The organism is Rugamonas fusca (assembly GCF_014042365.1).
In the GTDB taxonomy this organism is placed as follows: Bacteria; Pseudomonadota; Gammaproteobacteria; order Burkholderiales; family Burkholderiaceae_D; genus Rugamonas; species Rugamonas fusca.
In genome coordinates this window covers 238,278-263,461 of sequence record NZ_JACEZS010000001.1, presented here as the reverse complement: position 1 = coordinate 263,461, position 25,184 = coordinate 238,278, and the positions used below count along the sequence as shown (strand labels likewise).

The following is a 25,184-nucleotide window of genomic DNA, read 5'->3' as shown; positions in this document are numbered from 1 at the left end:
GTTACAGCCGGTCCAGGCAGCGGAATCGTTCCAGCGCCTCGCGCCGGAACGGGTTGATCACGCTGCTGGCCGTGAGCATGTAGCTGATCTTGTGGCCGTCGAGGTCGTAGGTGAGCTTGAACCGTTCGCCCTGCGGCGTCGGCTCCAGCGTACCCTGGTCTATCATGCGCAGCCAGGCCCACGCACCTTCCGTGCGCAAGGTGCGGCCGGCCGGCGTGGCCTCCAGCCGCACCAGGCCCGTGCCCTTGCCGCTGGGTACTTGCAGCGACGCGGCGCGCACCGTGGCGGGCGCGCCGAACGGCACGGGCTGGCCGTCGATGTCCAGCGTCACCTGGCTCAGCGCGGGGTCGGCACTCAGCAGCTTGAGGTCGAAGCGCATCGACGCCTGCTTGCCACCGCTGGCGAAGTAGGCATCACGCACCTGCGCCGCGCGCTGGAAGGTGTCGAGCACGTCCTGCGGGATGCCCAGCGTGACCTTGTCGCCATTGGGTCGCCAGCGCCACTGGCGGCCCCCCATGTCCACGTAGGGCAGCAGGTTTTGCTGGAAGAACTGATCCACCAGGCCGCCGGGCGCGAAGAATTTGCCGAAGTCGTCCTGCGTCACTTCCTGGGCGGCGCTGCGCACCAGCGGGTAGCGGCCGGCGATGGCCTGGCGGCAGAACTGGGCGGCGCTGGCCGTCCACAAGGCGTTCAGGCGTTCGCGCTCGCTGCCCATGGTCAGACCGGCGCCGCCACTGTCGATATTTTTGAGCATCTGGCCCAGCGGCGCAGCCTTGCCATCCCCTTCCCGCTTCAATTTGGCCAGCGCGTCGCCCGGTGGGGGCGGCTGGCCGGCCCGCTTGGCGGCGGCCGCCGCGTCGAAATAGGTGGCCACGTCGCGCAGCATGGCCGGCAGGCCGTCCAGCGGCGCAGGTGAACCGGCCACCATGCGGTGCAGGTCGTCGAAGTGCGCATCGACGGGGATCTGCTGCGCGGCGGCGGCCGAAGCGCCGTCACCATCGCCCATGCCCAGCACCCCTTCCAGCTTCTTCTTGTAGCTGTCGCTCTTATCCTTGAGCGAGGCCAGCACGGACGATTCGGGCTTCTTGGCGGCGCCGGCGGCCAGCGTCGTTTCGCGCGCGGCCGCCACCAGCACCTTGCGCAGCGGCGAATCGACGCTCGAGAGGATGGTCGTCACGCGCGCGCCCTGGTCCAGCGTGGAGAATGGCACGATGCTCAGGTCGGCCAGGTAGCGGTCCCATTCCGCGATATAGTCGTTGTAGTACAACTGCAGCAGTGCGGCCCGGATCTGCTCGTTGCCGGCCTTGCCGGTGACGGCTTCCTGTCGGTCCAGCACCCAGTTGTCGCGGCTCACGTCATCCATTGCCTGCCCGCTCAGTTCGAGGAACCTGGCGTAGCCGGCCACCGAGAACATGCCCGGCACGCCGCGCGTGAGCGCCTCGCCGCTGCGGCGCACCAGCACTTGCGGCGCATCGCGCCCGCCGGCCGCCGTGGCGCTGAATTCAGGCAGCTGGGCACGGGCCAGCGAACGTTTCAGGCCGTTGTACAAGCGCTGCTCCAACGGCATGCGGGCCAATGCCAGACGTGTATCGGCCACCAGTTGCGCGTCCAGCTGCTGCGGCAGTTCAAAGCTCGGGTAGGCTTTGAGCAGCGCGGCCACGTGGCCCATCAAGGCCTCGCGCTGGGCTGGACTGGCGTCGCTCATGTTGCGCAGCCAGTCCAGTTCCACCCAGCCGGCGATGGAAGCGGCGTCGTAGTGGCGGGTGTCGCCCAGCATCAGGTACAGCCGCAGCACTTCGTACAGGTAATCGAGGTTGTTGGCGCTGCCGCGCCGCAGTTGCTGCTCCATGCGGTGCACGATGCGTGGCAGCAGCGTGGCGCGCAGCGTGCGCAGGTACAGCGATTGCGCGCCCGCGCCCAGCTTGTCACCCTGGTACAGGCCCAGCGTCATCAGGAACGGCACGTCCTGGCCCTGGGCCGCGTAGCCGGCCGGCAGGTCGCGCACGGCGTCCAGCAGCGGCAAGGTCTGCGCGGCGCTGGTGTCGGGCGTGACGGCTTGCGCCAGCCTGGCGATCTCCGGCACCTTGTGGTCCACCTGGCTCACCAGGCGGCTGTTGCGGGCGTAGCTGGTGACCATGCCGGCCGTGCCCAGCACCAGCACCAGACCGATGGCGACGCTCGCGGCCCATTGCAGGCGGCGGCGCTGGCGTTCGAACTGGCGGTTCACGCCCGCCACTTCCGCTTCGGCGAAGATCACTTCGCGCAGCAGGCGAGTGAGGAAGTAACTGCGGCCACTGGCTGCGTTGGCCGGCAGGACCTGCCGTTCCAGCCCGTAGGCGGCCGCCATGGCGCCCATCACGCGGTCGATCGGGTGGCCTTCCTGGGTGCCGCTGGTGAAGTACACGCCACGCAGCAAGGCCGCCGTTTCGTAGCGGGTGGACTGGAACACGTCCGTCAGGAAGGCGTGCAGCACCTCGCCCAGGCCGGCGAATTGCTGGGGGAAGCCGTACAGCAGCGCGCGCCGCTGGATGTCGCGCTCGCCCTGCATGCGTTGCAGCAGGCGCGCCTGCAATTGCCGCTCCAGCGACTGGAACTCGGCCGGGAAGGCGGCCAGCGAGGCCATCACCTGTTCCGGCTCCACCAGCGGGAAGCTCATGCCCCACACCTGGCCCCGTTCCTCCTTGCCCATCTCGCCGAAGAACTCCGTAAAGCCGGCCAGCAGGTCGCACTTGGTGACCATTACGTAGATCGGGAAGCGCATGCCCAACTGCTCATGCAGATCCTGCAGGCGGGCGCGGATGGCCAGCGCCTGCTGCTTGCGCGCCGCCTCGCCCTGTTGCAGCAGGTCGGCCACGCTGACGGCCAGGATCACGCCATTGATGGGACGCCGCCGCCGGTGCTTGCGCAGCAATTGCAGGAAGCCGCGCCACGCGGCCTGGTCCACTTCCTCGTGGCTGTCCTGCGTGGTGTAGCGGCCGGCCGTGTCGAGCAGCACCGCTTCGTCTGTGAACCACCAGTCGCAATTGCGGGTGCCGCCCACGCCACCGATCGCGTTCTTGCCCAGCGCGTCGGCCAGCGGGAAATTCAGGCCTGATTGCACCAGCGCCGTGGTCTTGCCCGCACCCGGGGCGCCGACGAACATATACCACGGCAGTTGGTACAGGTATTGGCCGCCGCGCCGGCCGCTGCTCTTGCGCAGGATGTCCATCGCCTCCTGCAGCCGTTTGCCCAGCAACGCAACCTCGGCCTGCGATTCCAGCGCCTCCGGACTCGGCGCCTGCTGCGCGCCTGCGACGCCGGCGGCCAGCCTGGCATTGGCCATGCGTGCCATGATCCACCTGGTGAGGAAGTAGCCGGCCCAGATCAACAGCAGCACGATGATCCAGAACCAGCGCACGCCGGTCGATGCGAACGGCTCCTTGCCGTTGAAGGCCAGCAGCGGTCCTTCGAACCAGATCACCAGCGACAGCAGCAGCACGCCGATCAGCGACAGCGGCGCGGGCCGCAACAACCAGGAAAAGATACGCTTCATATCGATGTATTCGTCCAGTTTAATCGTCCAGTTTTCGGTTGCGGGGAACTTCAGGCCATCAGGCCGATGGCGGCGCGAGCAGCATGATCACCACGCGCCGGTTGCGCGCGCGGTTGGCGGCGCTGTCGTTGGGCGCTACTGGTTCCGTGTCGCCCCGCCCTTCGACGCTGTAGCGCTCGGGCGGGCCGGCCCGCTCACCCAGCATGCGCGCCACCGTCGCGGCGCGGCCCTTGGACAGCTCCCAGTTCGACGGGAAACGGGTGGAGAAGCCGGTGGTGTTGTCCGTGTGGCCGACCACCTTGACCTTGCCCTCGACGGGGCGCAGCGCATCGCCGATTTTCTGCAGCAGCGGCACAAAGCTGGGCGTCACTTCCGCACTGCCCGGTGCGAACACGCCGTTGCCCATCAAGGTGATGATGGAGCGGTCCGGCAGCTCGCTCACGCTCACGAGACCCTGTTCGATTTCCGGCGCGAGGAATTTGGCGACCCTGGCCGGCGCAGCCGGCGCCGGCAGCGGCGCGGCGGCGGCCGATGCCGGCCAGGCCGCGACGGCGATCCCGTGCAGCCGCGTATGCACGGGCGTGGATGCGCGGCTCAGGCTGAAACTCAAGGCCATGTGCAGCAGTACCAGCACGGACAGCGCGATGGCCGCCACCACCCACACGGGCAGCATGCGCCACAAGGCTTCGCCCTTGCCGCCGGCGCCCTGCCAGTGCAGCGACAAGGCCGGCTCCACGGCGCCGCGCTGCCTGGCGATCAGTTCGAGCAACCGTTCGCGCAGGATGTCCAGCTGGCCCCGGCCGCCGTCGAGCACGCGATAGCGCCCTTCCAGGCCCAGCGACAGGCACAAATACATCAACTCCAGCACGTCGATATGGGTGCCGGGGTCCTGGCACAGCTTCTGCAAGACGAGGAAGAACTTCTCGCCACCCGACGCTTCGTTATGGAACGTCACCAGCAGGCTGCGGCTGGACCACACGCCGCCACTGCCCCAGGGCGTGGCCGAGATGGTCTCATCGAGAAAAGTGCACAGCGAATAGCGGGCCACGGCGATCGCATCAGTGGGCACCTGCGCCGCCTTGGCCTCCTGCTCGAAACGCTTGATGCCCGCCACCAGTTGCTGGCGCAGGTGCTCCACCTGCGGATAGGCCGCCATGTGACGCAGCGGCAGCACCAGGTCCAGCAAGGGACTGGCTGCCGCCACCAGCGGATTGAGACCATAGCCGCCGATCCGGGGCATGGCGGCAGCGGCGGTCGCATCGGCGGGGCCGGACGACGGCACCGGGGGCTGCACCGTCGATGCTTGCGGCGCGGGTGCGGGCGCAGGCGCGGAGGCGGCGGCACCGCGCTTGCCGCCGGGACTGGGAATCAGGATGGTACGCTCGTCGTCGGGCGACGGTTGCTGCGGATCGTTGGTACTCACAATGCATGACCTCCGGTAGGCGGATGACGGCAGTACGTACTTGTTCGTGTCCTAGGGCGTGCGATTCTTGCGCATGCGCGCGATCTGCTCCTCGTAAGCGCGCGCGAACTGCTCGCTGAAGCGGCGCTGGTATTCCTCGTCGGCGTCCTGCACCAACTGGCGGTAGGATTCCACATGGCGATCCCACAGCTTGGCCTTGCGGTTCGCCTGCAACATCTTGTCCATCACGGACGGCAGCGCCATGGTGCGCTCGATCTCGGCCGGATCGAAATGGGCTTGCATGCCTTCCAGCGCGCCGCGCATGCCGGCCAGCAGCGCCATTTCGTGCGCCTTCATGTCGTCGAACGCGCCATCGAAGGCGGCCACCGGCGGCATATAGCCCTTGCCCGGCTTGCCCAGCATCTGGAACAGCGCACTGGTAGGGTCGGGGAAGAACTTGAGCGGATTGTTGGCCTGGCTGGCGATCATGGTGACGGCCATGCGGCTTTCGCGCTTGGTCAGGGTGCGCGCCAGCAGCACGCCCATGGTGCCGGCCGTGGCCGCGCGCAGCATGGCGCCCACCAGTTCGGCGAATTCGGCGGCAGGCCGCTCCACTTTCATGCCCGTCATGCCCAGGCCGCGCAGCAGCGCATCGAGCAGCAAGGCGTCGGCAGCGCTTTGCGGCGGCGCTGACGCGGCCATGCCCGGCTGGGGCACAGGGGCAGCTACGGGGTGCGGTGTTGCCGGCGCCGGCGCCATGCCAGCCGCCAGCGGCGCGGGGCTGGCTGGCTGCGGCGATGCGACGGCCAACGGTTCCACGGCGCGCGGCTGGGGCGCTGGCGCGACGTCCAAGGCAAGGGACGCGACCGGCGAAGGGGCCGGCGTCGGCTCCGCGGCGACAGGCGGGGCCGCCACGCCAGCTTGCAACGGCAGAGCACCAGCAGCCTGCGGCGCGGCAGGCGGACCGTCAGCGTCAGCGGCGACGGCGCCGATCGCTGGCGGTGCCGATGGCGCCGCCGGGGGAACGGGCCGCAGCAGGTCGGCCAGTGGATCGTAGTCGTCGGGAATGGCGAACGCCGGCGCCGGCGCCTGGACCACGGGCGACGGCTGCGGGTATAGCTGTTGGGCAGGCACCACAGGGGCCGCGCTGGCCGGGGACTCCATGCGCACCTCGACCCTGGTCACGGGCCGGGCCACCGTCACCTGGCGCGTCACCGCATCCTGCGGCGCCAGCCAGTCCACATTCAGCGGATCGGTGCCCGGCGCGACCGCGCAGTCGAGCAGGCTGGACGCGGCCAGCGCATCGAGCACCGGCTGGCCGGACGGCGCCGCCGCGCCGTACATGGCCGCGCCGGCGACGGCGGCGCGGCCGCCCATGCCCGGTTCCGGTGTGACCACCACCGCCAGCAGGTAAGGACCGATCACCACCGTATCGCCGTCATTGAGGGGAACCTGGCGGCCATTGCCGACCGGCCGGCCGTTGACCAGGCTGGGATTGGCGCCGATGTCGGCCAGACAGTAACCGCCATCCTGGAATTCGATCTTGGCGTGATTGCGGGAGATGTATTTACCCGGATCGTCGAGTACCAGGCCATTGCCGGGCGAACGTCCAATGGTACCGCCCAGCCGGTCGAAGACGGCCGACAACGGTTCCGCCGGCGGCGCGGCACGATGGGTTTGCACGGTCAATGTAATGGGCATCGATCGGTCCGTGTAGCTAGAGGATGGTAAGCCGCTTCCGGGCTGGAAGCCGGCCCGCTCCGTTGCTTTTCTTATATTCGCAGCAATTATGCGCACAACTCGTTTGGGCGGGCAAGTCTTCGTTTATACTCGTGCCTGACAGACCATATGAGCATTTGAACACCATGCTCCCCGTCTGCAAGCAATTGGTACTGGTAGCGCCGGTTTTTTCATCGTTCGGGCTCCGTGACTCTGGCCCGCGCGTTGAAGATGAATTCAACCTGAATACGGTTAGTCTCATATGAACCCACCACCTAACAGTGACAATGACCACACCGTGCTGGCCTCAGGCGCCGCATTCCCCAACGCGCTGCAGCCGGGCACCAAGCTGGGCGAATTCGAAATCACTTGCGTGGTCGGCCAGGGCGGCTTTGGCATCGTCTACCACGCCAAGGACCACTCGCTGGGACGCGACGTCGCGCTCAAGGAATACATGCCGGCCGCCTTCGCCGGCCGCGTGGGCGGCACCCAGGTCACCATGCTGTCGGAGCACTACGCGGAGACGTTCCAGGTCGGGCTGCACAGCTTCGTCAACGAGGCCCAATTGCTGGCCCAGTTCGACCATCCCTGCCTGGTCAAGGTCTATCGCTTCTGGGAAGCCAATGGCACCGGCTACATGGCCATGCCGTTCTACCAGGCGCCCACGCTCAAGCAGCTGCTGAAGGAAGACCACCAGATGCTGGCGCAGGAGGACTGGCTGCGCAACTTCCTGGCCCACATCCTCGACGCGCTCGAGGTGCTGCACGCCAAGCAGTGCTATCACCGCGACATCGCGCCCGACAACATCCTGATGCTGGAGAACGACCGCCCGCTGCTGCTCGATTTCGGCGCCGCGCGGCGCGTGATCGGCGACATGACGCAGGCGCTGACCGTGATCCTCAAGCCCGGCTACGCGCCCATCGAGCAATATGGCGACATGACCAATATGTCGCAGGGGCCGTGGACCGACTTCTATGCGCTGGCCTCGGTGGTCTACTTCATCATCACCGACAAGGTGCCGCCGGCCGCCCTCACCCGCCTGGTCTCCGATTCGCTCACGCCCTTGTCCGAAAGCGCCGCCGGCCGCTACAGCGCCGAATTCCTGCGCGCCATCGACGTGGCGCTGGGCGTGCGTCCCGAGCAGCGTCCGCAGAATGTCGGCGAGTTCCGGGCCTTGCTGGGCATCGAACAACCGCAGCGGGCGACGGCGCCACGGACCGCAGCCGGACAATCTGGCGCGGTGACGCAGCCGGGCGCCACCACCCAGGGCGGCGCGGGCCGCACGGGCGGCCCCACCCAGTCGCGCGCGACGGGCCAGGCAGCCAAGGAGGAAGCGCCGGCCGAGCCGCCACGCAAGCGCCGCTGGAAAGCCGTCGTGCTCAGTCTGTTTGGCCTGACCGTGCTGGGCGCCGGTGGAGGCGGCGGCTGGCTGTGGTGGAACAACGCGCTGCCGTTCGACATTCCCTACCTGCCCCCTCCCCCCGGCGCCAAGCCTGCGCCGGTGCTGGCCGTGGCGCCGCCGCCACCCGTGATCGCGCCCGCGCCGGAACCAGCGCCGGTGGAATCAGCCGCGGCATCCGCATCAGCAACGGCGTCCGCCGAAGCGGCGGCGCCGGTCACGGAGGCTCCGCCCGCGCCACCACCGCCGCCACCGTGCCCATTGAAACTGGCCGACGGCACGCCCGGTTGCCCCGTGATGGTCGCGATCCCGGCCGGCACTTACCGCATGGGTTCCGTGGCCGGAGAACCGGGCGCGCTGCCCGAAGAGCTGGGGGCCAGGCCGGCGCCGATCGCCGCTTTCGACCTGTCGGCGCAGGAAATCAGCTACGCGCAGTGGCAGTTGTGCGTGAAGGATCGCGCCTGCCCCGCGCCGCAAGGCATGGCCGGCCCGGACCTGGACAAGCTGCCCGTGACCGGCATCAGCTGGGACGCAGCCAAGGGCTATGCCGACTGGCTGTCGAAGAAGACGGGCGGCAGCTACCGCCTGCCCACGGAAGCGGAATGGGAATACGCGGCGCGCGCCGGCGTCAACACCACCTTCCCCTGGGGCGATCGCGCAGGCCAGGACAACGCCCATTGCGGCCAGTGCGGCAGCCACCTGGACTTCCATCGTCCTGCGCCAGTGGGCAGCTTCAAGGCCTATGCCGGCCTGTACGACATGGTGGGCAACGTCTATGAGTGGGTGGACGACTGCTGGCATGCCAGCCATGCCGACGATCCGAAAATGACGCCGGCACAGGCCACGGCCGCATGCAAGAAGCGGGTGCAGAAAGGCGGCGCCTTTGACTCCACCGCCGGCGATGTGCGCCCGGTGGCGCGCACCTTCGGCGACCGCGCGAGCACCGATCCGCGCGTTGGCTTCCGCATCGGCCGCACGCCGGCGCCCGCACCGGCACCAGCGGCTGCGGCAGCGGCCGCCGTCGGCGCATCAGCACCGGCCTCCGCTCCGGCCAGCGCGTCCACGCCCGCCGCCGCATTGTCGTCGGCGTCAGCCAGCGCGCCCGCCGCCGCCGGGGCCGCGAGCGAGGCCGCGTCGGGGCCCAGGCATGGTGGCAGGTCAGGCGCAAGGACTGCGCCTGCGGCGGCCAGACAACCCGCCGCCTCCACGCCGCCGGCAAACGCTTATTGACGAAGGAGAAAGGCCTACATGAACGTCCTGTATCGAGCCACAAGTATTAGCCTGGCCCTGCTGGTGGCCGGTTGCGCCACGCAGGAGCCACAAGTGACCCGACTGCCACCGCGCAATCCGGCCGACGTTCCACGCCGCCCGCCCGTGGCCACGCCCGCGCCCGCGCCGGCGGCCACCCCGCAGCCGGTGCCCCAGGAAGAGGAAGAAAGCAAGGCCCGGCAGTCGCTGCAAAAACAGGAAGTGGAGGATGAGACGCGGCGCCTGATGTCGTATCAGAAGAATCTGTTCCAGATCTTCAAGCTGTCCGAAATCCAGGCCGGATTCAAGGAAAAGCCCAACGCATTGGGTGTGTTTGAACTCAATTCGTCCAAGAACGGCAAGCTGCGGCTGATGCTCACGCAACTGCCCGGCAGTCCGGTACACCTGAGCGTGGGCACCTACAACGTGAACGTGGACGTGGTGATCGATTATGTGGAGACACTCGAATGCGTCTCCAGCACGTGCGAAGGCAAGACCCAGAACGTGGTGCGCTCCGTGCCGCGCACGGTGCAGTTCTACATGGCGCCACGGCTGGGGTATGTGCACCGCAAGGACGTCTCGCTGGTCGATCCCAAGTCGGTGGAAGCGAAGAACCGCAACTACCGCAGCAGCTATTCCGACCTGGTGATGACGGTGCAGCGTATCTCCGCCTCGCCGCTGCCGACCCGCCAGTCCGACTAACCTGACGGGCCGGCCGGCAAGGCTTAGAGCGTCAGGCCGCCCGCCACTTCCAGCGTGGCGCCGTTGACGTAGCTGGCCTCGTCCGACAGCAGGAACACGACGGCCGATGCGATCTCGCCGGGCTGGCCCATGCGGCGCTGGGGGATCATGTTGAGCATCTCCTCGACCACGTTGGCCGGAATATCCTTGACGATGTGGGTGTTGACGAAGCCGGGGCACACGGCGTTGCAGCGCACGCCCTTGCGGCCCAGTTCACGGGTCCAGGTCTTGGTCATGGCCAGCACGCCGGCTTTGGCGGCCGCATAGTTGGTCTGGCCGAAGTTGCCCGACAAGCCCACGATGGACGAGATGTTGACGATGGCGCCGGCCGTGGCCAGCAGCGCGTCCACGTTGGCGCTGGCGCAGTTGAACACGCCCTTGAGGTTGATGTCGATCACGCGGTCCCACTGGGCCTCGGTCATCTTGGTCAGCTGGGCATCGGCCACCACGCCCGCGTTGTTGACCAGGCCATTGACGCGGCCGAAATGCTCGCGCGTGGCGCTGGCGGCCGCCTGCACGCTGGCCAGGTCCGACACGTCCACCGCGTAGCCGGCCACCTGTACGCCGGCCACCTTGGCGCGCACGTGGTCCACGGCCGCCTCGATGGCGTCGGCGCGGTTGTCCCAGATCGCCACGCTGGCGCCGGCCACGGCGCAGCGCTCGGCGATGGCCAGGCCGATACCCTGGGCGCCGCCCGTGACGATGATTACCTTGTCAGTCAAATTCATGCTGCACTTCCTTCAATTGGTTGAATGTCGCCCTGGCCGACAGCCGGGCCTGCGGGGCAGTATAGCCGACCGCTCGCGCCACGGAAAAAAGGACGCCGCGCGGGATGCCGCCTGAGGCGGACATCCGGCGCGGCGCCGGTCCGTCACGAACGAACGAGAATCAGCAGCGTTCGAACACCACGGCGATACCCTGGCCGCCGCCGATGCACATCGTCACCAGCGCGTAACGGCCGTTGGTGCGTTGCAGTTCGTAGATCGCCTTGGTGGCGATGAAGGCGCCCGAGCAGCCCACCGGGTGGCCCAGCGCGATCGCGCCGCCGTTCGGGTTGGTCTTGGCCGGGTCCAGCTCCAGCACCTTGGTCACAGCCAGCGCCTGGGCGGCGAACGCTTCGTTCGATTCGATCACGTCCATCTGGTCCATCTTCAGGCCGGCCTTGGCCAGCGCCTTGCGGCTGGCGGGGATCGGGCCTTCACCCATCACGTCGTTCGGCACGCCGGCCACGGCGTAGCTGACGATGCGGGCGATCGGGGTCTGGCCGCGCTGGGCTGCCAGGGCGGCGTCGGCCAGCACCATGAAGGCGGCGCCGTCGTTGATGCCCGAGGCGTTACCGGCCGTCACCGTGCCATCCTTCTTGAAGGCGGGCTTCATCTTGGCCAGCGATTCCAGCGTGGTGGCAGGCTTCAGGTGCTCGTCGGCGTCGAACACCACTTCGCCCTTGCGGGTCTGGCGTACGATCGGCACGATCTGCGACTTGAAGCGGCCTTCGGCCTGGGCCAGCGCGGCGCGGCGCTGCGATTCGAGCGCGAACGCGTCCTGCTGCTCGCGGGTGATGCCGTATTTTTCGGCCAGGTTTTCCGCCGTGATGCCCATGTGGCCCACGCCGAACGGGTCGGTCAGGATCGAGGTCATCAAGTCGATGGCCTTGGTGTCGCCCATGCGCGCGCCCGAGCGCAGCGCCGGCAGCATGTAGCCGCCGCGCGACATCACTTCCACGCCGCCGCCGATGCCGTATTCGAAGTCACCCAGCATCACGCCTTGCGCGGCCGTCACGATCGCTTGCAGGCCGGACGAGCACAGGCGGCTCACCTGCATGGCGATGGAGTCCATCGGCATGCCGGCTTGCACGGACGCGACGCGCGACACGTAGCCATAGCGGCCATCGGTGGGGATGCAGGTGCCGACCACGGCGTTGCCAATGGCCGAAGCCTCGACGCCGGAGCGGGCGATGGTTTCCTTCATCACGATACCCGCCAGTTCGGCCGGCTCCATCTCCGACAGCGAACCACCGAAGGCGCCAATGGGGGAACGGGCGGCGCTCAGTACAACTACGTCTTTAGTCATGATAATTCCTTAAAAGCGGGTAATCGAAGGGCTGGTGCACGCCGGCGCACGGGCGCCGGAACGGCCATATTATGCCGCAGTGCGTCATTTCCGACAGGAAGTCTGGGGCTTTCGCGGCCCGCTGTCAATTTTGTCGCCCCGGTTCCCGGCCACTACGCGACATTTGCCCCGGCGTTGTTGCAAAATACCCCTCAATGGTAGCGCCTGTCGGCCAGCGGGCGCTGATCATTTTATGACAATCGCTGTGCATTTTATGACACCACGACGACCGCACGGCGGGGCCGATGTTGCACTGCGTATCACCCTCTCAGTCGCGCGGGGTGAGCAATTTGGCGATATCGGCGTCGCTGCAACCGGCCTCGCGCAGGATGGCGGCACCGTGCTCGCCGCGCCGGGGCACGGCGCCCGGCGCGTGTGCGGCCGCCGAGAACCGGGGCGCGGGCGCGGCCTGCAGCACGCCGCCACGTTCGCTGTAGACGGCGCGCGCCGCCATGTGGGGATGGGCTTGCGCCTCGACGGGCGACAGCACCGGCGCATAGCAGGCATCGCTGCCTTCGAGCAGATCAGTCCAGTGCTGGCGCGGCTGGGTCAGGAACAGCGCCGTCAGTTTCAGGCGCAGAGACGGCCAGCAGCGCTTGTCGTAGGGACGGGCAAATTCGGGATCGCCGGCCAGTCCCAGCTTTTCCAGCAGCAGCGCGTAGAACTGCGGTTCCAGCGCGCCGATGGTCACACCCAGCCCATCCTGGCACACATAGGTGCCGTACCAGTGCGGGCCGTCGAGCAGGCCCTCGCCGCGCCGCATCGGCATCATGCCGGCCGCGTGCAGCGACAGCAGCAGGTTCATCATGTTGGCGCTGCCGTCCACGATGGCGGCATCCACCACCTGCCCCGTGCCGCCGTTGCGCACACCGAGCACGCCGGCCAAGACACCCATGGCCAGGTATAGCGCACCACCGCCAATGTCGCCCACCAGCGTGGGCGGGGCCAGCGGCGCCTGGTCAGGCGCGCCGCTGTACCACAGGGCGCCGGACAGGCCGATGTAATTGATGTCGTGGCCGGCCGCCTTGGCCAGCGGGCCGTCCTGGCCCCAGCCGGTCATGCGGCCATAAATGAGCTTGGGATTGCGGGCCAGGCAGGCCGCCGGCCCCAGGCCCAGGCGCTCCATCACGCCGGGGCGCATGCCTTCGATCAGGGCGTCGGCCCCGGCGATCAGGTCGAGCAAGGTGGCGATCGCTTGCGGGTCCTTCAGGTCCAGCGCCAGCGAGCGCTTGCCGCGGTTGGTGATGTTCTTGTCGCCCAGGTCGAGCGGATCGCCGGACTTGCCGGCCGCCCGTTCCACCAGGATCACGTCCGCGCCCATGTCGGCCAGCAGCATGCCGCAGAATGGGGCCGGCCCGATGCCAGCGATTTCGATGATACGTATGCCCGACAGTATGCCCATGCGTTGTGTCCCCGGTTGGTGTGGTTATTGGCTGATACCAGCAGTGTAACCGCACGCGTGGACAGGTACATCGTCGCATCGGACGAATCCCGGCCGCAAGGACCGGGCGTCGGGACCAGACCGCACGGTCCGGCCCCTGTGGATCAATAGCGCACGATGCTGTGGCCGGCGTTCTTGACCTTGTCGCCGGCGACCATGCCGGGGTCCTTGTCGAAGGTGAACCGGGCCTGGCGGCCGTTCTCGTACTGCACCGCCACGGTCCACACTTTTTTGGCCGTCATCTTTTTCTCAACCTGGTTGCCCGCGTAGGCGCCGCCCGCCGCGCCGGCCACGGTGGCCAGGTCACGGCCCGTGCCGCCGCCCACCTGGTGGCCCAGCAGCGCGCCGGCCACACCGCCGGCGACCACGCCCAGCGCGCCGCCCTGGCCGGCCTGCTCCGTCACGTGGACGGAAGTGACCTTGCCGCAGGTCGCGCACACGGCATGGCCGTTGGCTTGCGAGGCGGGCTTGGCGCTTTCCATGGCCTTGGTGTAGGTGGCCTTGGCGTCGCGCAGGCACTGCATGCGCAGCGACGCTTCGCGCTCATCGGCGCACAGTTTCTTGTCGCTGTCGTAGCGGGCCGCGGCGTCCTGGGCACTCTGGCCTGCCGCCGAAGCGTGCGAGGTGATGAAGCCGGTGGCCAGCATGGCTGCCAGCAGGATGGTTTGCTTGTTCATGTGAGACTCCTGATTCGTTGGGGTGATACCGGCCCGCGCCGGCGCCATCGGGCGCGGTGCGGGCCGCAAGGCTTAGTTGACGCGACGTTCGACGGTGACCTGTTCGATCTCCACGCGGCGGTTAGGCTCCAGGCACTTGATCAGCTCTGCGCGCTTTTGCTTCTTGTTGTCGCACTGGACGACTGGCTGCTCCTCGCCCTTGCCCGCCGTGTTGATGCGGCTGGCGGCCACGCCCTTGCCCACCAGGTAGGCCTTGACGGCTTCGGCGCGGCGCAGCGACAGCGCGTGATTGGACTTGCTGCTGCCCAGGCGGTCGGCATAGCCGGTCACCATCACGTGTTCCACGCTGGCGTTCTCGTTGAGGAATTTGGCCATGTCGTCCAGCTTGGGCTGGCCGGCGTGCAGCTTGTCGCTGCCGAAGCCGAACAATTCAGTGGCCGACATCGTCACCTTTTCAAACCGTGCTGGCGCAGGCGGCGGTGGCGCGACCGGCGCTGGGGGCGGCGGCGCCACTTCGGCCACCGGCTGCGGCGCCACCACGGGTGCCACCGGCACGGGGCGTGCGGCTGGCTTGTTGAACGCGTAGTTCAGGCCCACGGTCAGGTAATAATTGTTCGATTTGCTGGTGCCGAACTCATTGCCGCGGATGAAGCCGTGCACATCGCGCAGGTCCGCCTGCATGGACCACTGGTCGTTCAGCGAGGCCTGGAAACCGAGGCCGGCGCTCACGAACGGCGAGTTCTTCGACAACTGGCCCACCGTGTTCAGGTTGGCCTTGTCATGCTCCATGCCGGCACCCACCAGCACGAACGGACGGAAGGTAGAACGGGAGAACAGGTACAGGCCATCGACACCAAAGGTGTTTTGCTGGTAGCGCTCGCCGTTGTCGCGGGAACGGGCGTAGGTGGTGCCCATCTGCACGTCCCAGTTGTCACTGACGGCCTTGCCGAACTTGAGGCCGGCGCCGAAGCCGTGCTTGTCCACGCCGAAGTCGCCGTCAGGCTTCATGGCGTTGACGCTGGGCTGGATGTACCACGATGGATTGATCGCTTCGTCCGCGGCAACGGCGGAGAAAGAGGCGCACAGTGCGAGTGCCGCCAGGGCGATTTTCTTGGATTTCAACATGTCTGTTCCCATTCTTAAATGTTATGGCTGTTTGTCATGCCCAGTCCGCAGCGGGCGGCTGCCCTGCTTGCGATCCGGTTATGGACTAAACGAAATCCAAACATTTCAGGTAGACAAGGTTTTATTTGAAAGATGTAATAGATTGTATCTTTGCCGCCGCCCCTCCCCATCCAGGCGGCCCGATCTCTTGCCAATTTGATCTGAGTCAACTTTTTCCACATTTCATCAGGTATACCTGTAGCAGTCTTTGACACGCCTCAAGACCAATGTTGTAAGAACGTTATTTGAATGCTCGCCAACGAAACCGGCGCCGTCAGGCCGGAACGATAAGAAAAGGGTACCGACATGCAAACTTCCACCTTGTCCCTGTCCACACTGCTACGCGCCGCCGGACTATGCGCCGCCCTGCTGGCAGGTCTTCCCTCGGCCCAGGCGGCCGATGCCAAAGGCAAATATCCTGGCGACTTCGGCCCGCCCCAGGGCGCGCCCATCACGGCAGTGCTGACCAGCCCGCCCATGGTGCCACCGCCCACCAACCGCAACTACCCGGCCAAGGTGATCGTCAACCTGGAAGTGGTGGAAAAGCAGATGCCGATCTCGGAAGGTGTGAGCTACACGTTCTGGACCTTCGGCGGCTCCGTGCCGGGCAGCTTCATCCGGGTGCGCCAGGGTGACACGGTGGAGTTCCACCTCAAGAACCATCCATCGAGCAAGATGCCCCACAACATCGACCTGCACGGCGTCACGGGACCGGGTGGCGGCGCCGCCTCCAGTTTCACGGCGCCAGGCCACGAGTCGCAATTCACGTTCAAGGCCCTCAACGAGGGCATCTATGTGTACCACTGCGCCACGGCGCCGGTCGGCATGCACGTGGCCAACGGCATGTATGGCCTGATCCTGGTGGAGCCGCCGGAAGGCTTGCCGCCCGTCGACCACGAGTACTACGTGATGCAGGGTGACTTCTACACCACCGGCAAGTACCGCGAGAAAGGCTTGCAGCCATTCGACATGGAAAAAGCCATCGACGAGAAGCCCACCTACGTGCTGTTCAATGGCGCCGAGGGCGCGCTCACGGGCGACAACGCGATCAAGGCCAAGACCAATGAATCAGTGCGCCTGTTCATCGGCAACGGCGGCCCCAACATGGTGTCCAGCTTCCACGTGATCGGCGCCATCTTCGACCGCGTACGCTTCGAGGGCGGCACCAACAGCCAGACCAACGTGCAAACGACGCTGATTCCGGCCGGCGGCGCCGCCATCGCGGAATTCACCACCAAGGTGCCGGGCAGCTATGTGATGGTGGACCACTCGATCTTCCGCGCCTTCAACAAAGGCGCGCTGGCCATCCTCAAGGTGGACGGCCCCGAGGACAAGACCATCTACTCCGGCAAAGAAGTCGATTCCGTCTACCTGGGCGACCGCGCCGCACCGAACATGAAAGCGGTCGCCACGGCGGCGACGGCCGCCGCCAGTGGCAACCTGACCGTGCAGGAGCAGATCAACGCCGGCAAATCGCTGTTCGCCGGCACCTGCTCGGTCTGCCACCAGGCCAACGGCGAAGGCTTGCCGGGCGTGTTCCCGCCGCTGGCCAAGTCCGACTTCCTGAATGCCGATCCCAAGCGCACCGTGGGCGTGGTGCTGCACGGCTTGACCGGCAAGGTGCAGGTGAACGGCAAGCAGTATGACTCGGTGATGCCACCGATGAACCAGTTGAACGACGACGAGGTGGCCAACATCCTCACCTACGTGCTCAACAGCTGGGACAACAAGGGCGGCCAGATCAAGGCCGCCGACGTGAAAGCGGTGCGGGCCAAGCCGGCGCCGAAGGCACAGGCCGCCCACTGAAGCGGGTCGCAACGTGAAGCTGCCACCGACAAGCCCGTTCCTCCCCATGCTGGCCGCAGCGGTGCTGGCCTGGGGAGGTCACGCCGGCGCGGCCGATTATGTGGCCGTGCCGGCGGGCCGGCTTGTCACGGTGCTCTCGGGCGGGAACGCGGGCAATCCGCCCGTCAAGGTGAACCGCTTCGCCATGCGCAGCGAACCGGTCACCAACGGCGAGTTCCAGGCCTTCATCGCCACGCACCCGGAATGGCAACGGGGCGCGGCGCCGCCCATCTTCGTGGACGCGAACTACCTGCGCCAATACGACCAGGCCGTCGCCGTTGATGGCCTGGACAAGCAGCCCGTCACCAACGTCAGCTGGTTCGCGGCGCAGGCGTTTTGCGAAAGCGAGCAGGCCCGCCTGCCCACCTGGTACGAATGGGAATACGTGGCGGCCGCCGACGAGCACCGGCGCGATGCCCGCAAGGACCCGGCCTGGCGGGCCCGCATCCTGGCCTGGTATTCACAGGCGTCGACCGGCAGCCACGGGGCGATCGGCGGCAAGCCGAACTTTTACGGCATCCGTGACATGCACGGCCTGATCTGGGAATGGGTGGATGACTTCAACGCCCTGCTGGTGAGCGCCGACAGCCGTGACCAGGGTGATCCGGAAAAGCTGCAATACTGCGGGGCGGGCGCCATCAGCCTGCAAGACCGCGACAATTTCGCCATCCTGATGCGGGTGGCGCTGCTATCGTCGCTCAAGGGCGCCGACAGCACCAACGACCTGGGCTTCCGCTGCGCCCGTAGCCTGACCAAGGAAAAGAAATGAACGCCATGCTCCGTACTCGCCTGTCGGCCCTGCTGCTGTCGTCCCTGTGTGCGCTGGCCCTGCCCGCCTCGGCCACGGACGCGCCAGCGGCGCCTGCTACCGCTTTGCCGTCCACCTCGCTCTACCAGTTGCCGGCTACCTTGAACAACCAGGACGGCAAGCCGTTCAAGCTGCGCGACCTGCGCGGCCATCCGGTCGTGGTCAGCATGTTCTACAACTCATGTGAATTTGTCTGCCCGATGCTGATCGATACCATGCGCCAGACCCAGCAGGCGCTGGACCAGGACGCGCGCGACCGCCTGTCCATGCTGCTGATCACCTTCGATCCGGCGCGCGACGATCTCAAGGCGCTCAAGCAGGTGGCGCGCCAGCGCGAACTCGATCCATCCCACTGGACCGTGGCCCGCACCGACGCGGCCAGCGTGCGCAAGATCGCGGCCACGCTCGACATCCAGTACCGCCGGCTGGAAAGCGGCGAATACAACCACACCACGGTGCTGGTGCTGCTCGACAGCGAGGGCCGCGTGCTGGGGCGCACGGGCAAGATAGGTGCGGTCGATCCCGAGTTCGTCAAGCTGATCAAGGACACGGTGGCGGCGCACTGACACACCCAAGTGTGGCGGCCGCGCAAATAAAAAAAGGCTTGCGTTTGCGCGCAAGCCTTTTGAATTCTGGTGGGAAGTGCAAGTTTCGAACTTGCGACCCCTGCAGTGTGAATGCAGTGCTCTACCCCTGAGCTAACCTCCCGAAGCGGGGCGAATTATCACACACAAACGCCCGGCTTGGGAAGGCCAATTTTCAATATTGCCGAAAAAAGTGTAAATCGTCGGGTCAATTTCCGGCTCCGTCACCATACGCCTGCAGCGGGACCAGTCCGGCCACTTCCTGCAATTGCTGCTGGCGGCGCAAGATCTCATCCAGCGAGCGCGGGTGCGCGCCCTTCACGTCTGGCGCCAATGCTTCCACCAGGTCGCGTTGCAGGTTGCGCCGGACCGGCGTAGTGCGGTCCGAGATCAGGTGACCCATCGCATACTTCATCACATGGGTCGCCTGCGTGGCCGACTGCCGCAATGACGCCGCTTTCAAGCGCCCCTGATCGTATGCCATCAGCGCATCCGAGCTGGCATTGTCGTCGAGCTGATAGTAATCGTAGTTCTGGTCTTCCGGCCCGCCGTCCAGCCGCAATTGGCCACCCGGCACGGCCGGCATGTGGTAACTCGCACAAAGTTGCGAGCGCTGGTGCTGGGCGATGAAACGGTCACCCTGGCTGCGCCCGCCAATACTGGTGTTTTGCGCCACCTGGTACGAAAAGCCATCATGCTCAAGCGGGCGCATCTTGTTGACCGCCTTCGACGTTTGCGTGATCCCCGCATCAAAATCGGCCAGCCCCGTCAGCAGCGCGTGGTCTTCGCCGGACAACGTCAGTGTGCTGGTGCGGACGCCGTCCGCCGCGGGCAGGCTGGCCGCGTCGTAGCCGCTGTTCATTTCGGCGAACGCATCCTTGAACATGGACACCAGCGATGCATCGCCGTGCCCGCGCGCGGCGGCCAGGTCAACCTGTTGCAAATAGCTGCCCACGGCCCTGGCTTGCTGGGCCTTGTTACCGAGGGCAGCCACCTGGCTCATGTCAACGTTGACATGCACCGCACCAGCGGCGCCGTTGAAGCTGACCTTGCGTCGGGCGCTGTCGGCGTGCAGGTCCAGCGTTTGCGTGGTTGCCGGCTCGGTCGCCACCTTTACCACACTGTGCAGGTCCACCGACGCCAGCACGGTCGGATCGAATTGCAGCAAGCCACCCAGTTTCAGTTGCGGCGGACTTTGCGCGATGCCGTCCACCGCCTCCTGGAATGCGTCCGCCAGTTTGGCGAGCGCGGCGCGCGCAGCCTGATTCAGCGTGCCGGTGCTCTTCATCTGCACGGCCAGGCCATCCTCGCCACTGTCGAGCGTCAACGACACTTGTGCGCCGCCGGTGGTGGCAATGGTGAGCGCAATCCGATTCTCGCCCTGTCCATGGACCACTGGCTTGCCCAAAGCGGCAGCCGCAACCGGGGAATACAGCCCGGCGCCGTTTCGCGGCGGACGTGCCGCCTGGCTGGCATCCGTACCATCTCCGTAGAAACGCGCCAGCAAGGCGCTGCCCAGGCCATGCAGGCGGCCGGCCAGGGATGGTTCGAAGAAGTTACGGGCGATCAGCGAAGTGACCTTGTCGCGCGCGGGCGATTCCCACAGCAGCGGCGTGGCGTCCGGGTCGAGCCCTGGCACCGCGTCCAGGCGGGCGGCGGCAAGACCTCCAGGACTGAGCTTGACGGCACCGCCGGCTGCGGGCGCCGGGCTGACAACAGACGCCTGTTCCACTGCCTGCGTGGCCGATGGGGTGTATGGCGCTGTACGGCCACTGGGAAGGACGACGATCGTGGTCATGTGCGGCGATCCGATGAAGGTTGAAAGTGATTGTTAAAACAATTTTTCAATTATAACCATTCAGCTGACGCCAAATTCTCACTCATTGTGGCCGTCCTTCCACGCTTCCAGCATCCTGAAATTCCTTCTTTGTTTCGCTGGGCCGGTGCTCGGCCTGTGCCTGCGAGACGGCCCAACGAAAAAAGGCTCACGGTTTTATCCGTAAGCCTTTTTGAAATTCTGGTGGGAAGTGCAAGTTTCGAACTTGCGACCCCTGCAGTGTGAATGCAGTGCTCTACCCCTGAGCTAACCTCCCGAAGCGGGGCGAATTATCGCATACAACTTTAGGAAAATGGAAGGGTTGCAGCGAAATTTCCCCAAAATTTCATTCATTCAGCTGGCGGCGCGCTGATGGTGCGCCAGATGCAGCTGCCTTTGACGGCCTTGTCCAGCCCGCTCAGGTTGTCCTCGTGGGCCGCCAGCTCCGCTTCGGAAGCGGGCAGGACGATAATGTCGGCCAGCGCCACCTGCTCCAGGCTGGCGCCGCCCGCGCCCACCTCTTCTTCCACATCCATGCCCAGGCTGTTCTGGCCGCGCGTCATGGCCAGGTAGACGTCGGCCAGCAGTTCCGCGTCCAGCAGCGCGCCGTGCAGCTTGCGGTGCGAGTTCGACACGCCATAGCGGTCGCACAGCGCGTCCAGCGAGTTGCGCTTACCGGGATGCAGTTCCTTGGCCTGCACCAGCGTGTCGATCACATTACCCACGTGGTCGGTAAAGTCCGGCAGGTTCAGGCGCTTGAATTCATGGTTCAAGAAACCCAGGTCGAACGGCGCGTTGTGGATGATGATCTCGGCGCCAGCCACGTAGGCACGCAATTCCTCGACGATCTCGTGGAACTTGGGCTTGTCGCTCAAAAATTCCGTCGTCAGGCCGTGGACGTTCAGCGCGCCCTCTTCCGAATCGCGTTCCGGGTTGATGTAGACGTGGTAGTTATTACCCGTCAACATGCGGTTGCGCAGTTCGACACAGCCGATTTCGATGATGCGGTTGCCCAGTTTGGGATTGATGCCGGTGGTTTCGGTATCGAGTACGATTTGACGCATGGTGTCTGCCTGAGTGATCGGTTGCTAAAGCGAGCCGCGCAGTATAACAAAGCGCGGCCCGGGCGGCATGCCACACGGCCCCTTTCCAGGCAAACGCAACGGCAGCGGGACCATTATTTCATGCCGGCATATCCTGGCAAGCGTGGCGCCGGCCGGCTAAATAGCTCGCTCGCGTGCCTGGCCAGATCGTTCATGCCATAGCCCGCGGCCAGCTGCGCCGTGAGCCAGCGCGCTTGACCTCCATCGAGCAGCAGCTGCTCGATCTGCGCGCGCGCCGCCCCAAAGCCCGGATCATCGGATAGCGGCGCCAGGCGCGCCATATCCGCAGTGATGACTTCGGCGATCGTACGGCTGGTGCCGGTCTCGGGGTCGATCCACAGCCCGGCGACGCCGTCGCGCGCCGCGTTGAACCGGTTCCAGGTATAGAGTTCCGGACCGTCGTTGGTGGGCCAGCGTCCCGGCTGCTGGCTGGCTTCGATACACAAAGCGCGCGCATAGCAGGCCAGCGCCGCCGCATAGGATGGATGTAACGGCGTGTCGAGCACGCGCAGCTCGATGGTGCCATATTCCGGCTTCGGGCGCACATCCCAGTAGAAATCCTTGATGCTGCTGACGATCCCTAATCCCGCCAGCCGGTGGAAATGCTGTTCGAACTGTTGCCACGAGCGTATGTGCGCGGGCATCGTGCCACTCATGGGGAAGGCGCCAACGACATTGCTGCGGGCGCTGCAAAAACCCGAGTTCTCACCTTGCCAGCAGGGGGAGTTGGCTGAAAGCGCGATAAATAACGGCGCGCGCTGGGTCAGCCACGCGCACAGCCGCACTGCCTCATCACCACCGGGCACACCGACATGGACGTGCATGCCAAAGACGGTAAACAACTTGGCGAGATAGCCGAACTTGCGGGCCGAGGCCCGGTAGCGCTCCTTTGGATAGATGCGCTGATCGCTCCATTGCTGGAATGGATGGGCCCCACCACCGGAAATCACGGCCCCCACTTCAAACGCCGCCCGCTCGACACTGGCGCGTATCTCTTCCAGCTCCGCAGCAGCTTGCTGATAACTTTCCAGGATCGAGGTGGCCACCTCCAGCATCGAGGTGGTGATTTCCGGCGTCGCCACCCAACGTTTCTCCTGCCTGTCGAGCAGTCGCAGGATATCGGGCGCCGCCGGCATCAGGTCGAAGGTCAGGCGGTCCAGCACCATCAGTTCGAGTTCGATGCCCATGGTGCCGAGCCGGGCCTGGCCAAACGGGGGCAAGTAGGCCGGCCCGCTTCCGGCCACGGCCGCCGCCTGCGCGTCAGCGGAATGCAAGGCAGCCTCAGACATGCAGATTCTCCTCGTGGTTTTCGCCGGCCAGATGCAAGCCATACCAGGTCAGGCCAGGCGCAGCCAGCACATTAATGGCCAGCAGCGCCGCCATGATCTGTTGCGCAGCTTCACTCAGGCCAGGGTAGCCGTTCATGGAATTGTCGACCATGAGGGAGCCAAAACTGACGAGCGAACACATCGACAAAGCCAGCGCGTTCTTTTTTTCCTTACCCCAGGCTGTCGCCGGGACCAGCGCGGCACGCGTCACCACCACCCGCGCCGCGAACAAGATCAGCGCCGCCGCCAGCGCCTGCCAATGCAACAGCTGCTGGATCTGTACCAGCGAGGCCGACATCATGAACAGCAGCGCATATCCCATATCCTGGCCGGTGCGCAGCTCTGCCTGAAATACGTTGTCGCGCTTTTCCGCATTGCGCAGCAACACCCCCATCAATAGCAGCGACAGCAATGCACTTGCGGCACTCACCGAACACAAGCCCAAGTCCATCAGCAGCACGGCCAGCAGCATACCCGGGCGCATGCGTGCACGGGCCCGGCTAAGGCGCGTGGCCAGCACGTAAAGGCCGTAGCACAGCAAGGCGATCACCACGCCCCACCCCAGGCGGCTCAATTGCTTGAGCAACTCCGCCCCATAGCTGCTTAGCTCGCCATCGGCGCTGCTGCGCAGCCAGGCGACGGTCGGCACCAGCAGCAGCAAGGCCGTCACATTGGCCAGGCCAATGAAATTGGCGCCCGCGAAGACCGTCACGCCACTGGCTTGAGAATCGGACACCATGGAAGCGTAAATGATGGGGCTGGAGGCGATCAGCATCGCTGCCATCAAGCTGGCCTCGGCCAAGTTTAGTCCGCAGGCAACGAGCACGCCCCAAATGACCGTGCCGCGCAACAAACAGGCCAGCAACAGGCTCCCGCCCTGCCGCCGGCTGCGCCACAGCCAGGCCAGGTCCATCTTGCGCCCGACTTCGAACAGCACCAGGGCCGTGGCGGCGTTGAACAATTCCTGGAACTGGGTGGCGACAGCGGTATCGATCATCCCCACGCCGCTGACGCCGAGCACCAGGCCGGCGACCACGGCACCGTACAACTTGGGTAAGCCGCGCGCTTCCAGCACCAGGCCGAGCACCTGCGCGAGCAGCAGGCCAGCGCCCAACAGTGCAAGCGGTGACGACAACCAGAGCGGCCACGAGAGCATATCAGCGTTCATGGTCAGCTACCCATAATGCGGCCAGCGCGGCCAGCTCGCGATCCAGTTCGGAAACGCGCTGCGCCTCCCCAGGCGAACCGGGCTTCGCAGCCACTGCCGTCTCGATGCGCAGCTGTTGGGGTTCTTCGTTTTTCGCCGGCAACCAAACATGGCCGATCAATTGCGTGTCCTTCCGCGACACTGCCGCATAGGTGGCGCTGCGCTGATGCGGCAAAATGGGCAGCATCAAGTGAAACACCGCCGGCCAGGTCTGGCTGGGGTCGCTGCGCGCCAGCTGCACCTGGATGGCCGCGCGCTGTTCGAGGCGGCTATCTTCACGCACATAAGGAAGAGGAATGTCGGACTCCCTTGACATGTCCGCCACCGAGAGGCGCATGCACTGATTGTTCGCTTGCCAGACCAAGCCATTTTCCAGCCGCTCGGCTGGCCGATTGCGCAAATTACGATAGCCAAGCCCCAACAGCGAGCGCGGTGCGACAGTCCGGTCCGCGTCGGCCGATCGCTGGAGCGCTTGCCTGAGCTCGTCCCACCGCTTTTGCTCCCACCGGCGCGTGGCGGCCCGGTCGGGCATATCCCAGCGCCAGGTGGTGACGGTCCAGCCGCTATCCGCACCTTGGGCGATGAACGTGACAACCTGGGCGGAACTCTGGTCGGCGCCCCCCTGGAAGAGGACCTGGCGCCGCCATGACGCATCCCACACGGGCGAACTGCCGGCGGCCGGGTCATGTTGCTGTTGCCAGTGCCACCAGGCCGCTTGCGGGCTGGCACAACCGGACTTGCTGCTCGGGTCGAGCACCCACCGTCGCATAGTCAGCCGTTTGTGCCAGGCGCATTGCGCGGGCGCTGCGATCCAGCCGGCCGGTGCGGGACCCGGCGGCAAGTCGCACAAGACCGGTCGGTCGCGACTCATTGTCGCCAGCGAGCGGACGACGGCAGCAAGATCAGGTTCCGCAGCCGGTGCCGCAGCCCGCACCATGTCGGCAAAACCGCAACAGATGAGCGCAGCCAGGATGGCGCGCCCCCATACAGTGGGGCAAACCAGTTGATTAGGTCGATACATTTGACAAATTATAGGACGGCATAATACATTTGTACAAATG

At 66.0% G+C, this 25,184-nt stretch carries 18 protein-coding genes and 2 tRNA genes; 5 read left to right on the top strand and 15 right to left on the bottom strand.

Annotated elements, in window-relative coordinates; all coding sequences use genetic code 11:
- Window position 1: 1 nt before the first annotated feature.
- From tssM to tagH, 3 genes are read right to left on the bottom strand one after another with little or no spacing between them, the layout of a single operon-like run.
- On the bottom strand, window positions 2-3,532 hold the full coding sequence (gene tssM / locus H3H36_RS01055; protein ID WP_182213122.1) for a type VI secretion system membrane subunit TssM: 3,531 nt from the start codon (window positions 3,530-3,532) through the stop codon (window positions 2-4).
- Between the two features lie 58 nt (window positions 3,533-3,590).
- Complete coding sequence (gene icmH, locus H3H36_RS01050; RefSeq protein WP_182213121.1) at window positions 3,591-4,955, bottom strand: type IVB secretion system protein IcmH/DotU; 1,365 nt, start codon at window positions 4,953-4,955, stop codon at window positions 3,591-3,593.
- A 51-nt stretch (window positions 4,956-5,006) separates the two neighbouring features.
- Window positions 5,007-6,635: a type VI secretion system-associated FHA domain protein TagH gene (gene tagH, locus H3H36_RS01045; RefSeq protein ID WP_182213120.1), complete on the bottom strand. Its 1,629-nt coding sequence runs from the start codon at window positions 6,633-6,635 to the stop codon at window positions 5,007-5,009.
- Window positions 6,636-6,915: 280 nt separating this feature from the next.
- On the opposite strand from tagH, the gene H3H36_RS01040 reads away from it, so the two are divergent.
- Both H3H36_RS01040 and H3H36_RS01035 read left to right on the top strand, forming a co-directional pair.
- Window positions 6,916-9,282, top strand: coding sequence for a bifunctional serine/threonine-protein kinase/formylglycine-generating enzyme family protein (locus H3H36_RS01040; RefSeq protein WP_182213119.1), 2,367 nt, complete (start codon window positions 6,916-6,918; stop codon window positions 9,280-9,282).
- Between the two features lie 18 nt (window positions 9,283-9,300).
- Complete coding sequence (locus H3H36_RS01035; RefSeq protein ID WP_182213118.1) at window positions 9,301-10,002, top strand: hypothetical protein; 702 nt, start codon at window positions 9,301-9,303, stop codon at window positions 10,000-10,002.
- A 23-nt stretch (window positions 10,003-10,025) separates the two neighbouring features.
- Here H3H36_RS01035 and fabG read toward each other — a convergent pair whose 3' ends face one another.
- From fabG to H3H36_RS01010, 5 genes are all read right to left on the bottom strand, one after another.
- On the bottom strand, window positions 10,026-10,769 hold the full coding sequence (gene fabG / locus H3H36_RS01030) for a 3-oxoacyl-ACP reductase FabG (protein WP_182213117.1): 744 nt from the start codon (window positions 10,767-10,769) through the stop codon (window positions 10,026-10,028).
- A 160-nt stretch (window positions 10,770-10,929) separates the two neighbouring features.
- Window positions 10,930-12,111 carry an acetyl-CoA C-acyltransferase family protein gene (locus H3H36_RS01025; RefSeq protein WP_182213116.1) on the bottom strand — a complete coding sequence of 394 codons (1,182 nt, stop codon included), beginning with the start codon at window positions 12,109-12,111 and terminating at the stop codon, window positions 10,930-10,932.
- A 307-nt stretch (window positions 12,112-12,418) separates the two neighbouring features.
- Entirely contained in the window at window positions 12,419-13,552 is a 1,134-nt protein-coding gene (locus H3H36_RS01020) for a CaiB/BaiF CoA transferase family protein (RefSeq protein ID WP_182213115.1), read from the bottom strand.
- Window positions 13,553-13,695: 143 nt separating this feature from the next.
- The gene (locus tag H3H36_RS01015; protein WP_182213114.1) at window positions 13,696-14,268 is read right to left on the bottom strand and encodes a glycine zipper 2TM domain-containing protein; all 573 of its coding nucleotides are present in this window, start codon (window positions 14,266-14,268) and stop codon (window positions 13,696-13,698) included.
- Between the two features lie 72 nt (window positions 14,269-14,340).
- Entirely contained in the window at window positions 14,341-15,393 is a 1,053-nt protein-coding gene (locus H3H36_RS01010; RefSeq protein WP_182213113.1) for an OmpA family protein, read from the bottom strand.
- 345 nt (window positions 15,394-15,738) lie between these two features.
- On the opposite strand from H3H36_RS01010, the gene nirK reads away from it, so the two are divergent.
- From nirK to H3H36_RS00995, 3 genes are read left to right on the top strand one after another with little or no spacing between them, the layout of a single operon-like run.
- Window positions 15,739-17,238: a copper-containing nitrite reductase gene (gene nirK, locus H3H36_RS01005; RefSeq protein ID WP_182213112.1), complete on the top strand. Its 1,500-nt coding sequence runs from the start codon at window positions 15,739-15,741 to the stop codon at window positions 17,236-17,238.
- Window positions 17,239-17,284: 46 nt separating this feature from the next.
- Complete coding sequence (locus tag H3H36_RS01000) at window positions 17,285-18,046, top strand: formylglycine-generating enzyme family protein (RefSeq protein ID WP_182213936.1); 762 nt, start codon at window positions 17,285-17,287, stop codon at window positions 18,044-18,046.
- Complete coding sequence (locus H3H36_RS00995; protein ID WP_220459553.1) at window positions 18,043-18,651, top strand: SCO family protein; 609 nt, start codon at window positions 18,043-18,045, stop codon at window positions 18,649-18,651. Before H3H36_RS01000 ends, H3H36_RS00995 begins: the two co-directional genes overlap by 4 nt.
- Before the next feature lie 67 nt (window positions 18,652-18,718).
- Here the strand turns inward: H3H36_RS00995 and H3H36_RS00990 are convergent.
- From H3H36_RS00990 to H3H36_RS00960, 7 genes are all read right to left on the bottom strand, one after another.
- A tRNA-Val gene (locus tag H3H36_RS00990) sits at window positions 18,719-18,793 on the bottom strand.
- Window positions 18,794-18,877: 84 nt separating this feature from the next.
- Window positions 18,878-20,467 (bottom strand): hypothetical protein, encoded by a 1,590-nt coding sequence (locus H3H36_RS00985; protein ID WP_182213111.1) that lies wholly within the window; start codon window positions 20,465-20,467, stop codon window positions 18,878-18,880.
- A 220-nt stretch (window positions 20,468-20,687) separates the two neighbouring features.
- Window positions 20,688-20,762 (bottom strand) — tRNA-Val (locus tag H3H36_RS00980).
- 73 nt (window positions 20,763-20,835) lie between these two features.
- The gene (gene dnaQ, locus H3H36_RS00975; protein WP_182213110.1) at window positions 20,836-21,549 is read right to left on the bottom strand and encodes a DNA polymerase III subunit epsilon; all 714 of its coding nucleotides are present in this window, start codon (window positions 21,547-21,549) and stop codon (window positions 20,836-20,838) included.
- A 113-nt stretch (window positions 21,550-21,662) separates the two neighbouring features.
- Window positions 21,663-22,877 carry a YbdK family carboxylate-amine ligase gene (locus H3H36_RS00970; protein ID WP_182213109.1) on the bottom strand — a complete coding sequence of 405 codons (1,215 nt, stop codon included), beginning with the start codon at window positions 22,875-22,877 and terminating at the stop codon, window positions 21,663-21,665.
- Window positions 22,870-24,084 carry a cation:proton antiporter domain-containing protein gene (locus H3H36_RS00965; RefSeq protein WP_182213108.1) on the bottom strand — a complete coding sequence of 405 codons (1,215 nt, stop codon included), beginning with the start codon at window positions 24,082-24,084 and terminating at the stop codon, window positions 22,870-22,872. The genes H3H36_RS00970 and H3H36_RS00965 overlap by 8 nt, the downstream gene beginning before the upstream one ends.
- Window positions 24,074-24,880, bottom strand: coding sequence for a hypothetical protein (locus H3H36_RS00960; RefSeq protein WP_182213107.1), 807 nt, complete (start codon window positions 24,878-24,880; stop codon window positions 24,074-24,076). Before H3H36_RS00960 ends, H3H36_RS00965 begins: the two co-directional genes overlap by 11 nt.
- Window positions 24,881-25,184 lie beyond the last annotated feature (304 nt).